This is a genomic window from Endozoicomonas sp. 8E (genome assembly GCF_032883915.1).
Taxonomy (GTDB): domain Bacteria; phylum Pseudomonadota; class Gammaproteobacteria; order Pseudomonadales; family Endozoicomonadaceae; genus Endozoicomonas_A.
Genome location: NZ_CP120717.1, coordinates 6,073,210 through 6,086,097, shown reverse-complemented (window position 1 = coordinate 6,086,097; position 12,888 = coordinate 6,073,210). Strand labels below are relative to the sequence as shown.

The 12,888-nt window shown below is 47.8% G+C and carries 9 protein-coding genes; 2 read left to right on the top strand and 7 right to left on the bottom strand.

The window, feature by feature from the left end; genetic code table 11:
• Window positions 1-44: 44 nt before the first annotated feature.
• From P6910_RS21155 to P6910_RS21140, 4 genes are all read right to left on the bottom strand, one after another.
• Entirely contained in the window at window positions 45-2,378 is a 2,334-nt protein-coding gene (locus P6910_RS21155) for a hypothetical protein (RefSeq protein WP_317143239.1), read from the bottom strand.
• A gap of 125 nt (window positions 2,379-2,503) precedes the next feature.
• Window positions 2,504-4,681, bottom strand: coding sequence for a hypothetical protein (locus tag P6910_RS21150; protein WP_317143238.1), 2,178 nt, complete (start codon window positions 4,679-4,681; stop codon window positions 2,504-2,506).
• 176 nt (window positions 4,682-4,857) lie between these two features.
• Window positions 4,858-6,789 (bottom strand): hypothetical protein, encoded by a 1,932-nt coding sequence (locus P6910_RS21145; RefSeq protein ID WP_317143237.1) that lies wholly within the window; start codon window positions 6,787-6,789, stop codon window positions 4,858-4,860.
• A gap of 177 nt (window positions 6,790-6,966) precedes the next feature.
• Window positions 6,967-7,461 (bottom strand): hypothetical protein, encoded by a 495-nt coding sequence (locus P6910_RS21140; RefSeq protein WP_317143236.1) that lies wholly within the window; start codon window positions 7,459-7,461, stop codon window positions 6,967-6,969.
• 68 nt (window positions 7,462-7,529) lie between these two features.
• Between P6910_RS21140 and P6910_RS21135 the strand changes: the two genes are divergently transcribed.
• Window positions 7,530-7,910, top strand: coding sequence for a hypothetical protein (locus P6910_RS21135; protein WP_317143235.1), 381 nt, complete (start codon window positions 7,530-7,532; stop codon window positions 7,908-7,910).
• Between the two features lie 530 nt (window positions 7,911-8,440).
• Here P6910_RS21135 and tnpA read toward each other — a convergent pair.
• The gene (gene tnpA / locus P6910_RS21130; protein ID WP_317146576.1) at window positions 8,441-8,851 is read right to left on the bottom strand and encodes an IS200/IS605 family transposase; all 411 of its coding nucleotides are present in this window, start codon (window positions 8,849-8,851) and stop codon (window positions 8,441-8,443) included.
• Window positions 8,852-8,914: 63 nt separating this feature from the next.
• On the opposite strand from tnpA, the gene P6910_RS21125 reads away from it, so the two are divergent.
• Window positions 8,915-10,171 (top strand): transposase, encoded by a 1,257-nt coding sequence (locus P6910_RS21125; RefSeq protein ID WP_317143234.1) that lies wholly within the window; start codon window positions 8,915-8,917, stop codon window positions 10,169-10,171.
• A gap of 21 nt (window positions 10,172-10,192) precedes the next feature.
• Here P6910_RS21125 and P6910_RS21120 read toward each other — a convergent pair whose 3' ends face one another.
• Complete coding sequence (locus tag P6910_RS21120; RefSeq protein ID WP_317143233.1) at window positions 10,193-10,561, bottom strand: hypothetical protein; 369 nt, start codon at window positions 10,559-10,561, stop codon at window positions 10,193-10,195.
• Between the two features lie 199 nt (window positions 10,562-10,760).
• Window positions 10,761-12,866, bottom strand: coding sequence for a hypothetical protein (locus P6910_RS21115; RefSeq protein WP_317143232.1), 2,106 nt, complete (start codon window positions 12,864-12,866; stop codon window positions 10,761-10,763).
• Between the last annotated feature and the right edge of the window lie 22 nt (window positions 12,867-12,888).

Genomic DNA, 12,888 nt, shown 5'->3' with positions numbered 1-12,888 from the left:
CAAGTCTGTTTTTGTGTCTTTCTTATGAAAGGGCAGGCATCAGATCAAGGGTTGAGATCATTGTCGAGGCCTGCATCAAAAGGCTTGCGTTTTCGATGTATTCTTTTATGTTTTGACAGGGTTTGAACATTCTGACATACCCCTCCACATAGCCGTTGCTGACCGTCTTCCCCGACCACTTTTTGGTTACAGGTTTTTCGCCCGCTGTGCATTCTTCTTTTGTGATCCTGCAGGGTTCCCAGATTCTTGTAAACTCTTCCGCATGGCTGCTGATGACCATCCTCACCGATTATGATCACGTTACAGGTTTTTCGCCCGCTGTGAACTCTACTTTTGTGATCCGACAGGGCTTTGGTACTTTTGTAAACACTTCCGCATGGTCGCTGCTGGCCATCATTCCCGACCACGGTCACGCTACAGGTTTGTAGTCCGGTGTGGGCGCTTCTTCTATGTTCCGAGATGCATCTGGCATTCTTGCAAACTGTCCCGCATGGCTGCTGCTGACCATCCTTCCCGACTATGATCGCATTACAGGTTTGTTGTTTGGCGTGGGCACTTCTTTTGTGCTCCAGGAGACGTAGTTTATTCTTGCAGACTTTTCCGCACGGCCGCTTCTGACCATTCCCCAAAAATACGGTCATATCACAGACTTTTTGTCCTCCGTGGATTCTGCTTTTGTGATCCGACAGAGCTTGAGCATTCTTGCAGATCTTTCCGCATGTCTGCTGCTGACCATCTTCTCCGGGCTCTGTCACGTCACAGGTTTTTTTCCCGCTGTGGTATTTGCTTTTGTGAACCGACAGGGCTTGAGCGCTCTTGCAGATTTTTGCGCATGGTTGCTGTTGGCCATTCTTCCCGACTATGGTCATGCTACAGGTTTGTAGCCCGGTGTGGGCGTTTCTTTTGTGCTTCAGGAGGTATAGAGCATTCTTGCAGGCTGTCCCGCATGGCCGCTGCTGACCATCCTCCATGGTCACGGTTACGTTACAGGTTTTTCCCCCCGTGTGCACTTTACTTTTGTGATTCGTCAGGGCTCTGGCATTCTTGCAGACAATTCCACAAGTTCGTTGTTTGCCATCCTCCCCGACCAGGGGCACGTCACAGACTTTTTGCCCGCTATGGCTTTTGCTTTTGTGAGATGACAGAGCCTTGGCATTTTTGCAGTTACTTCTGCATGGTTGCTGCTGGCCATTCTTCCCGATAATGGTCAGGTTACAGGTTTGTTGCACGGTATTTTTTTTTCTTTTGTGGTTCGACAGGGCACGTCGGCAGTGGGTATCTCCTTTAAAAGGAAAATAACCTGAAGGTGAAGTTGCTGCTAATTCAAGCGTGTCCGTTTGAGAGGTTTTGTTGTTTGATGTCGTGAGTAAAACCTTTTCAAGTGCTTCCGGGGCTTGTAACTTGCTTGTCTGGGAAAGATGAGGTGGACTTTGGCCCGATTGGAATGATTGCCTTGTTGGTTGTGCTACCGAAGTCCCTATTGAAGGTATAGGTGTACAGAAAATCCCGGTTTCTCCAGGAAGACTGTGACCACGTAGATTGAGTAACCCTTTAACCATAGCCCAGTCATCAGAAGAGATAGGCAAATGCCCTGACATTGGCGCATCATCATTGAGTGGCCACTCATCGGCCCCACTGCTTTCGGGTGATGGTCGGAATTGACAAACGCCATGACAGGGGTAGACGAAACAATTTAAACCTAAAGTATGCAGGATTTGTTCAGGACTCCCATTACCATCGCCAGTGCCAGAATACAGCGGATTAGTGTGAGAGCCTATTGGCAGGTGAGTGGTTTGTGGGGGTTGCTGGCCGGATGACTCTGGAGGCGGATATTGCGTTGGGGTATATCCAGAGCCGTAGATTGTAATGATGGACGCAAACGGATGGTCCTGCTGTTTCAACAAAAGTGTCGCCTCTTGTTGTTTGCTCAGACTGAGTTGTTGCATCGGGTTAAACAGGGGTGAATCGAGGTTCCAGTAACTTTTCAAAAGCCAGCCGACAGCAACAACCACCTCTACAGGTACCGAAAAATAAGTGCCAGAGCTCAGTGGGGAGGTTTTGGTTGTCAGGATCAGCTCGTAAGCAACCAGCAGATTCGTGGTGTAAAGCCACTGCCACGAAATTGACTCAATGATGGTTGTTTTTACCCGGTAACCACTCGATTTGTGTTGTTTTTTATCAGGCCGTGCATCCGGTCCTCCATAGCCGCATGTGTCAGTGACGTCTGACGGGTTGCCCGGCAATGCCGACAATGTGAGCTGGTCACGTTTTATAGAAAATTTTTGTTTTTTAACCCCCGTATTCTGTTCAAACTCAACAGCAAAGCGCCCTGTCCATGCTTTGGCCTGACAGACGAAAGACAGCAACGGTAGCAGCAACAGCACTGCCGCAAAGAGTGAAGGTTTAACAATTCTATCCTTGCGTTCCGGGATATAGAGAGGAAGGATAGATCAAGAAAATAAGCGTGTTTTTTTGTCTTCCTCATGAAATGGCTGGCGTCAGATCAAGGGTTGAGGTTTTTGTCCCGGTCTGTATCAACAGGCTTGCGTTTTCGATGTATTCTTTTGTGGTCTGAAAGGGCTTTTGCATTATTCAGGAGCTTCCCACATGAATACAGCTGGCCATTCTCTCTGACCAAGGTCACTTCACAGATTTGTTGTCCGGTGTGGCATCTTCTTTTGTGATTAGTCAGGGAATTGGCATTCATCCAGACCATTCCGCATTGCCGGGGAAGGCTATCCTCTCCGACCACGGTCATATGACAGGTGTGATACCCGCTGTGATATTTGTATCTGTGATCCGCCAGCGAGCACGTATTTTTTAAGACCTTCCCGCATTGCCGCTGTCGGCCATCCCTCCCGATTACAGTCACGTAACAGGTCTGTTCTTCGGTGTGTTGTCTTCTTTTGTGATTCATCAGGGAATTAGGATTCTTCCAGACCGTCCCGCAACGTCGTTGAAGGCCATCCTCTCCAACCACGGTCACATAACAGGTTTTTTGCCCGCTGTGGTGCTTGTATTTGTGATCCGCCAGCCCAATGCTACTGTCGCAGACTTTTCCGCATGGCCGCGGCTGGCCACCGTCTTGGACTACTGTCAGCTTACAGGTTTGTCGTCTGCTATGGCAGGTGCTTTTGTGATTCGACAGAGCTTTTGCATTCATGAAGACCTTCCCACACTTCTGTTGGCCATTCTCGCCGATCACGGTCACTTCACAGGTTTGTTGTCCGGTATGATATCTTCTTTTGTGAGTAGACAGGGCCTCGGCATTCTTACAGACCTTCCCGCATGGTTGCTGCTGGCCATCTTCCATGACCACTATTACGTCACAGGTCTGTTGTCCGCTGTGGTATCTTCTTTTGTGATCTAACAGGGCACTGGCATGCTTGCAGACCCTTCTGCATGGCTGTTGCAGACCACTTTTGCCGACCATGATCACGTCACAGATTTTTTTTCTGGCGTGGTATTCGCTTTTGTGAGCCGAAAGGTCACTGGCATTCTTGCTGATTGTCCCGCATGGCTTCAGTTGACTATCCTTCACGGCCATTGTTAAACCGCAGTTCTGTTGCTCGTCATTGCTTGTGACTTTTACTGTCTCTGTCTGGTAAAGATGAGGTGAGTTTTGACCCAATGGGGGGGAGTAAGTGGCTGTTTGTTGTGTTTCTGAAGTCCTCACCGGGGGTGGGGGGCGGGTAAGCTTCCAGGAAACTCCGGATTCTTCGGGAGGACTTTGATGTCGAAGATTGAGCAGTCCATTGATTATAATCAAGTCATCAGCGTTGAGTGTCAAATGACTGAGCGTTGCTCCGTCATCAGGCTGATGTGTCTGTCGTTCAGAGAGTTGGTCAAAATCGCTTATGCAGACTGGGCAGTGTCCATTCACAAAATGGGAGTGTGGGCTTTGTCCGGGTTTTTCTACCGTGATGTTTGTCGTGCCCTCTTCGGAATTCAGTGTCCATTCAGTGGGCCCTCTGCCATCGGATGATGGTCGGAACCGGCAAACGCCGTGACAGGGATGAACGAAACAATTTAAACCCAAATTGTGTGTGAGCTGTTCAGGGGCCCCGTTACCATCGGCATTGTCAGAATAGAGCGGGTTAGTGAGAGAGCCTGCAGGCTGAGCGTTGGCCTTTGGGGCTTGCTGGCCGGATGATTCCGGAGGCTGATATTCCGGGAGGTTATGTCTGGAGCCATACATTGTGATGATGGTCGCAAAAGGATGATCCCCTTGTGTCAACATAGATGCTGTTTGTTGTTCGATCGGGTTATATAGCGGCAAATCGGGGTTCCAATAGTTTTTTAAAAGCCAACCGACAGCAGCAATCATTTCTACAGGTATCCAGAAATAGGGGGTGGAGCCTGGAGGGGGGGCTTTGGTGGTCATGATCAATCCGCAAGCAACCAGAAGATTCGTGGTGTAAAGCCATTGCCAGTAAATTGATTCAACGATGGTCGTTTTTACTCCGTAACTGAACGGTTTTTTTCGTTTATTATCAGGCAGTGAAGCCGATCTTTCGTAGTCGTTTAAGTTGACGTTATCTGGTGGGGTGCCAGGTAATGTAAGACGGTCATTTTTTATATAAAAGTTTTGTTCTTGACAAGCTGTATTCTTTTCAAACTCAATAGTAAAACCTCCTGTCCATGGTTCGGCCTGACAGGTGACTGATAACAAAAATAGCAACAACTTTGCTGTCGATAAGGGTGAGTGTTTAATAATTCTATCCCTGTGTTCTCGTCTTCAGAGAGGAAGGATAGATCAAGAAAATAAGTCTGTTTTTTTGCCATAGATCTTCTGTTAATAATCAAAGCTTTTACTGGGCAAAATCTCATTAAAGGGTTCGCAGCTCAGATCTTTGCTTATTCACTTTGCTTTTTTGAAGACTGAGGCTGGTCCGCATCAACAGGCTTGCGCTTTCGATGTATTCTTTTGTGAATCGACAGGGCATGAGCATTGTCGCATAGTTTCCCGCATGCAGGCTGCTGGCCATTCTCCCTGGTCACTGTCAGGTCACAGGTTTGTTGCCTGCTGTGGTCTCTGTTTTTGTGAGATGACGGGGCGTTAGCATTTTTGAATAGCTTACGACAGGGCTGCTGTTTGCCATTCTCACCGGTCACGGTCACGTCACAGCTTTTTTTCAGGGTGTGCTTTCTTCTTTTGTGATTTCTCAGGGAGTTAGGGTTCTTCCAGACCGTCGCGCATCGCCGTTGCAGGCCATCCTCGCCGATCTCTGTAACGTCACAGGTTTGTTGCCCGCCGTGGTACTTGTATTTGTGATCTGCCAGGGCACCGTTATTGTTGCAGACTTTTCCGCACGACCGCTGCTGGCCACCCTCGCCGATCACTGTTACGTCACAGGTCTGTTGCCCGGTGTGGTGTCTTCTTTTGTGGGACGACAGGGCCTCGACATTATTGCAGACCATCCCGCATAGTCGTGGTCGGCCATCTTCCAGTATCACTGTTGCGCCACAGATTTGTTGTCCGGTGTGGTCTCTTCTTTTGTGATCTGTTAGAGCACTGGCATGTTTGCAGATCTTTCTGCATGGCTGTTGCTGGCCATCTTCCCCGACCACCATCACGTAACAGGCTTTTTGTCCGGTGTGGAATTTGCTTTTATGAACCGACAAGGCATTAACATTCTTGCAGATTTTCCTGCATGGCTTCGGCTGGCTATTCTTGTCAACTATTGTTAAGTCACAGGCTAGTTGTCCGTTATTGTTTATGACTTGTACTGTGTCTGTCCGGGAAATATGAGATGAGCTCTGATCCAGTTGGTATGAGTGAGCGACTGTTTGTTGTGTTTTTGAAATCCCCGCACGGGATGTCATATGGGTAAGCGTGAAGGAAATTTCGGATTCTTCGGGACAACGTTGATTATGTAGATTGAGCAGTCCGTTGATTATAACCAAATCATCACTGCTGACAGGCAAATGCTTGAGCGTTGTTGCATCATTAGGCTGATGCGTTTGTCGTTGGGAGGGGTTATGTCCATTGGCAAAATGAGGGTGTAAGCCTTGTCCGGGGTGCGGTCCTGTGTGGTTTGACGAGATTTGCTGGTAATTCAGCGTCCATTCAGGGGGCCTTTTGCCATCGGGTAATGGTCGGAATCGACAAACGCCGTTACAGGGATGAACGAAACAATTTAAACCTAAAGTATGTGAGAGTTGTTCAGGGCACCCGTTACCGCCGCCATTGCCAGAATACAGCGGGTTAGTGAGAGAGTCTTTAGGGGGATTAGTGGTTTGTGGGGCTTGTTGGCCGGATGCTTCTGATAGCTGGCATTGTGGTAGGTTTTGTCCATAGCCATACATAGTAATGAGGATCTCAGACAGATAATCCTCCTGTGTCAACATAGATGTCGTCTGTTGTTCGATTGGGTCAAATAAAGGTGAATCGGGATTCCAACAGTTTTTTAAAAGCCAACCGACAACGACAACCACTTCTACAGGTACCCAGGAATAAGGGCTGGAGTTTAGAGGGTTGTTTATGGTGGTCAGGATCAGTTCGTATGCAACCAGCAGTTTCGTGGCATGAAGCCATTGCCAGGAAATCAACTCAATGATGGTCGTTTTTACCTCGTTACCGAAGGGTTTGTTTCGTTTATTATCAGGTAGCGATGCTAATCTTGCGTAGTCGTCTGTTTCGATAGTGTCTGACGGGGTGTCGGGTAATGTACGACGGTCATTATTTATATAAAAGTCCTGTTCTTGAAAAGCTGTATTCTGTTCAAGCCCAACATAAGATCCTGTCCACGGTTGGGCCTGACAGACGACAGATAACAAAAGCAGCAACAAGATTGCTGGTGCAAAGAATGGGTATTTAATAATTCTATCCTTGCATTCTAGCGTACAGAGAGGAAGGATAGATCAAGAAAACAAGTGTGTTTTTTTGTCAAAAGGCTTTTTAATAATCAAAGGTTTACCGGACAAAACTTTATAAAAGGTATCCCGGATCAGATCATTGCTTATTCACTTTCCTTTTTTGAGGGCTGAGTTCAACGTCCCCCGGCTCACACCAACAGACTTTCGTTTTCGATGTATTCTTTTGTGTTTCGATAGGGCACTTGCACTCCTGCAGACCACTCCACATCGCCGCTGTTGACCATCCTCCCCAACCACGCTAACACTACAGGTTTGTTGCCCAGTGTGGGCTCTGCCTTTGTGATCTGACAGGACTCGAGTATTCTTGCAGACCTTCCCGCATGTTTTCGGCTTGCCATCCTTCCCAATGATGGTCACATCACAGGTTTTTTTTGTCTGGTGTGGTCCTTTTTTTTGGTCTGACAGGGCTTGTAATGAATCTGTCTGGGAAAGATGAGGAGGGCTTTGATTCAATTGAGATGACTCAGTGGTTGTTTGTTCTTTTTCCGAATGAGTAAGCGTATTGAAAATCCCGATTTCTTCAAAAAGACTCTCTAGATTGATTGACCCATTAATGAACGCAAAATTAGCAATGGTGGGCAAACTTCCTGACTTTTGGTTGAGTGACCTGGTAAAGTCTGCAGTATAAGCGGCCCCCGCACTCAATGGGGGTGTCGCAAAACTCTCTCCAGCGTGGGAACAAGTTGACTCCCGTCATTCCCGGCTTCATTCTCGTCATTCCCGGCTTCACTCTCGTCATTCCCGGCTTCACTCTCGTCATTCCCGGCTTCATTCTCGTCATTCCCGCGAAGGCGGGAATCCACACTGACTCACCACCAGAACCATACTGCCCGGTGCCCCCTGGCCTTGTCACCCCCGAGAAGGCAGAGATCCATCGTTGGCGCTGGATTCCCGCCTTCGCGGGAATGACGACCTCAGAGCGTGGGAACGAGCTGTTGGAGTTTTGCGACACCCTCTCAATGAGTCCGGGGCGACCCCGTCTAAGGCGACCCCGTCTAAGGCGACCCCGTCTTCAGGCGTGCAGAAATTGACTGGGTTGCCATCAATGTCATCCGTTTGTGGCTCAGCTTCGAATAGAGGGTGCAGCTCAGAAAAATCATTCAATAGTTCGAAAAGCATATTTTCCCTGGGATTCAGCCACGATTCAGCTAGCTCTCTGCTATCGGATGACGGTCGGTATCTGCAAACGCCATTGCAGGATGAGACGTAACAATTTATATCCAAGGTATGCCAGTCTGGTTGAGGATCTTCATTACCATCGCCAGAGTGATTATTGAGGTAATGAGTGAAGGAGCCTGAAGGATAGGTGGTGGTTTGCAGGGCTTGCTGAACAGATGATTCTGATGATTGGCATTGTGGTGAGTTATGTCCAGAGCCAGCCATCACGGTGATGACCGCAAACGGTTGATCCTGGCTCGCCTGTTGTTCAATCGGGTTAAACAGCAGTGAATCGGGGTTCCAATAGCTTTTTAAAAGCGAACCAACAGCGACAATCACTTCTACCTGCGCTTGAAAGAGTGCTCCCGCCGAGCTAGGCGGGAGGTGAATTTCATTCAGCCCCTTAGGGCTGATTCTGGTTCTCTATGTATTGTTTAATTACCTCCAGAGGGGCTCCGCCGCAGCTCCCAGCAAAGTACGATCTTGACCACAAAACCGGCTTTCGGTACGCACCTGCAATATCACAAAACTCCTGCCTTAATCGTCTGGATGAAACAGCTTTCAGACTGTTTACTCGTTTCGCAATGGCTGGCGTGTTGGGTGAATACTCAACCAACAGGTGAACGTGGTCTGCCTCTCCATTGCAGTCTGTTAGCTCTGCCTCAAAGTTTCCGCATATCTCAGAAAATATTTCTCTGAGTCTGGCTAGATGCAACTCGCCAAGCACCTTCTTTCTGTACTTTGTCACAAAAACAATGTGGCAGTGCAAAGTATAAGCACTGTGTCGGCCTTTCTTTATTTCTTGTATACTAATGCTTAATATTCCACTTTATGCTATGTAATTTAAGCATTAAAGATTAACACACTGATTGCATCAATGAAGATTCTCAAGGCATATAAATTCAGACTGAAGGCAACACCAGAGCAGCATGTAAGACTCATGCAGCTTTGTGGCACAGCTCGCTTTGTCTGGAATAAAGCATTGAGCATCTGCAATGAAAAGTGGGAGTCTGGCGAAAAAATTCCATCATCTTATACCATGCACAAGTGGCTTCCAGTATGGAAAAAAGACGAAGAAACGAGCTTTCTTACTCAGGGAAATGCCGTTGCCTTGCAGCAAAAACTGAATGATCTTGGTGCGGCATGGAAACGTCACTTTGACGACCTGGCAAAACTCAAAGCCGGGAAAATCAAGGAAGTCCAGTTTGAAAAGCCATGCTTCAAGAAGCGAAACCAAGATCACCATAACTCAATTCGTATCATGCAGTTCTCCAAGTACTGCAAGGTTGAAAATCGCAGAGTAAAACTGCCAAGTAAATTGGGTTGGGTAAAATTCCGCAAGTCTCGCAACATAGAAGGTGAGATAAAGAATTGCACCATTACCCGTAAATCAGGCCATTGGTTTATTAGTTTTCAAACCGAGCAAGAATTAACAACTCCGGTTCACCCTTCTGAAAAAGCGGTTGGTCTGGATATGGGTATTGCCAAGTTTGTCACGCTGTCCAGCGGTAAGCAGTACAAACCGATTAATGCTTTCAGGAAACACGAGAGACAGCTTGCCAGAGAACAAAGAAAGCTCTCCCGCAAAGTGAAGTTCTCCGAAAACTGGAAAAAGCAAAATCAGCGTATTAGCCGCATTCACAGTAAAATAGCCAGTTGTCGGGCTGATTACCTTCACAAAACCTCAACCGAAATTAGCAAAAATCACGCAATGATAGTGGTTGAGAATCTGAAGGTATCGAATATGTCCAAGTCTGCAAAGGGCACTGCAGAGAAACACGGTAAAAATGTGAGGGCCAAGTCTGGACTTAACAAATCCATTCTCGATCAGGGATGGTATGAGTTCAGACGGCAGCTTGAGTATAAGCAGGGCTGGTTAGGTGGTGAAGTGGTTGCGGTTAATCCGGCATATACCAGCCAAGCATGTAGCTCTTGCGGTCACACTGAGAAGGCAAACAGAAATACTCAGGCAAAATTCGAGTGTGTGGCTTGCGGTCATTCTGAGAATGCAGATATTCAGGCTGCAAAAAATATACTAGCGTTGGGGCACAGCGTTTTAGCCTGTGGAGAGGGTTCGTTAGAGCCTTTGAAGAAGCAGGAACTTCAGCGAAATCGTGAGAAAGTAGCTGTCTAGCAACAGGAATCCTCCAGCGACCTAGCTGGAGGAGGATGTCAAGAGTAAACATGAATAAGGGACAGAATCTGGTCGGGCGTCTTTGATGGTCAAAACCAGTTCGTAAGCAACCAACAGGTGAGTGGAATAAAGCCATTGCCACGAAGTCGGCTCAATAGTGGTCGTTTTAATCCCGTAATCGCCCGGTCTTTGTCGTTTGTCATCAGGCGGCGAAGCTGGTCTTGCATAGCCTTTTTTGTGAACAGTATCTGATGGACCGCCTGGCAATCTGCAAGGAGCATGCTTTATAGAGAAGCTCTGGCATGGATAATCTTTATCCTGTTCAAACTTGACAACAAAAGGCTCTGTCCAGGGTTCGGCCTGACAGACGACAAACAACGACAGTAGCAATAACAGCGGTGCCGCAAAGAGTAAGTGTTTAACAATCCTATCCTTGCCGTTTGGTTTGTAGAGAGAAAGGATAGATCAAGATAATAAGTGTGTTTTCCCGTCCAAGAGTTTCTGTTAAAAATCATAGGATTTCCCGGACAAAACCCAATGAGAGGTGAGGGGCAGATCGTGACTACTAAAGATCAGGGCTGTTACTTTTTCAGTTTGCCTTTTTTTCAGGACTGAGGTCGTCGTCCTGATCCGCCTCAAAAGGCTTGCGTTTTATATGTTTTCTTTTGTGATTATTCAAGGCTTCAGTATTCTTGAAGAGCTTCCCGCACGGCCGCTGTAGGCCATCTTCCCCGACCACATTTACGCCACAGTTCTGTTGTCCGCTATGGAAGTATCTTTTGTGATCCGCCAGGACTTTGGCATTCTTACAGACTTTTCCACATGGCCGTTGTTGGCCATCCTTTGTCAACAGAGTCACGTAACAGGTTTGTTGCCCGGAGTGATCTTTTATTTTGTGATTCGACATGGCTTTGGAATTCTTGCAGACCATCCCGCATTTCTGTTGCTGGCCATCCTTTCCAACCACGGTAACGCTACAGGTTTGTTGTTCGCTGTGCTGTCCTCTTTTGTGATTCGCCAAGGCTTTAGAATTGTTGCAGATCGTCCCGCATTGTCGCTTTTGGCCACCCTTTTCGACCATGATCACTTGGCAGGTTTTTTGCCCGGAGTGGTATCTTCTTTTGTGTTCACTCAGGAATTCAGCATGCTTGCAAACTGTCCCGCATGTTCGCAGCTCGCCATTCTCCCCGACCACTGCAGCGTCACAGGTTTTTTGCCCGCTGTGGTTCCTTCTTTTGTGGTGCGTCAGGACTTGACTATTTTTACAGATTACTGCGCATGGCCTGGGCTGGCTATCCTCTCCGACCACTATTGCATCACAGGTTCGTTGCCCACTATGGGCTCCGCTTTTGTGAGATGATAGGGCTCGAGCATTCTTGCAGACCTGCCCGCAAGGCCTCTGCTGGCCGTCTTCCCCAACCAAGGTGAGGTTACAGGTTTGCTGTCCGGTGTGGTCCTTGCGTTTGTGATCTGCCAGGACTCGAGCATTCTTGCAGATCTTACCGCATGGTTTCGGCTGACCATCCTTACCAATCATGGTCGCCTTACAGGTTTTTTGTGCAGTGTGGTCGTTGCTTTTATGATCCGACAGGGTTTGTAGTGAATCTGTCTGGGGAAGGTGAGGTGGACTCTGACCCAATTGAGATGACTCAATGGTTGTTTGTTGTGTTTCTGAATGGGTAAGCGTATTGAAAACCTTGATTTCTTCAAAAAAACTTTGTAGATCGATTGGCTCATTAATGAACGGAAAATTATCAATGAAAGGCAAACTTTCAGGCGTTGGCACCATGTGGTTGAGTGATCCGGTGAGGTCTGTAGTATAAGCGGCTTCTAAACTCATGGAGTCCGGGGCGACCCCGTATACAGGCATGCAGATATTGGCTGGGTTGCCATCAATGTCAGCCGTTTGTGGCTCGGCCTCGAATAGGGGTTGAACCTCGGAATGACCATTTAATAGTCCGATAATCGATTTTTCCGGGGAGTTCAGTGGCCATTCAGCTGACTCCCTGCTGTCAGATGATGGCCGGTATGTACATAGGCCACTGCAGGGAGAGACGTAACAATTTATATCCAAAGTATGAAGGTGTAGTTGAGGATCTCCGTTGCCGTTGCCGTTGCCAGAGCCAGCATTCAGGTGGCGGGTGAAGGAGCCCGAAAGATTGATGGTGCTTTGTCGGGTCTGCTGGCCATACGATGCTGATGACTGGCATTGTGGTGAGTCATGTCCAGAGCGGTGCATCATGGTGATGATTGCAAACAGTTGATCCCGGCTCGCCTGTTGTTCAATCGGTTTAAACAGAGGTGAATCCGGACTCCAATAATTTTTTAAAAGCCATGCAACAGCAACGATCACTTCTCCAGGTGGCCATGAATAAGGGACCGGGCGTGGCCGGAAGTCTTTGCTGGTCAGAACCAGTTCGTAAGCAACCAACAAATGAACAGCATAAAACCATTGCCACGAAACCGACTCAATGATGGTCGATTTAATCTCATATTTGCCCGATCTTTGTCGTTTTTCACCAGACGGCAAAGCTGATCTTGAGCAGCCGCTTTTGTGAGCAATATCGGATGGATTGCTTGACGATGTATGTTGATTATGCTCTATAGAAAAGCTCTGGCCTGGAGAATCTGTATCCTGTTCAAGCTCGACAGTAAACCGCCCTGTCCAGGGCTCGGCCTGGCAGACTACAAACAACGAAAGTAGCAATAACAGCAGT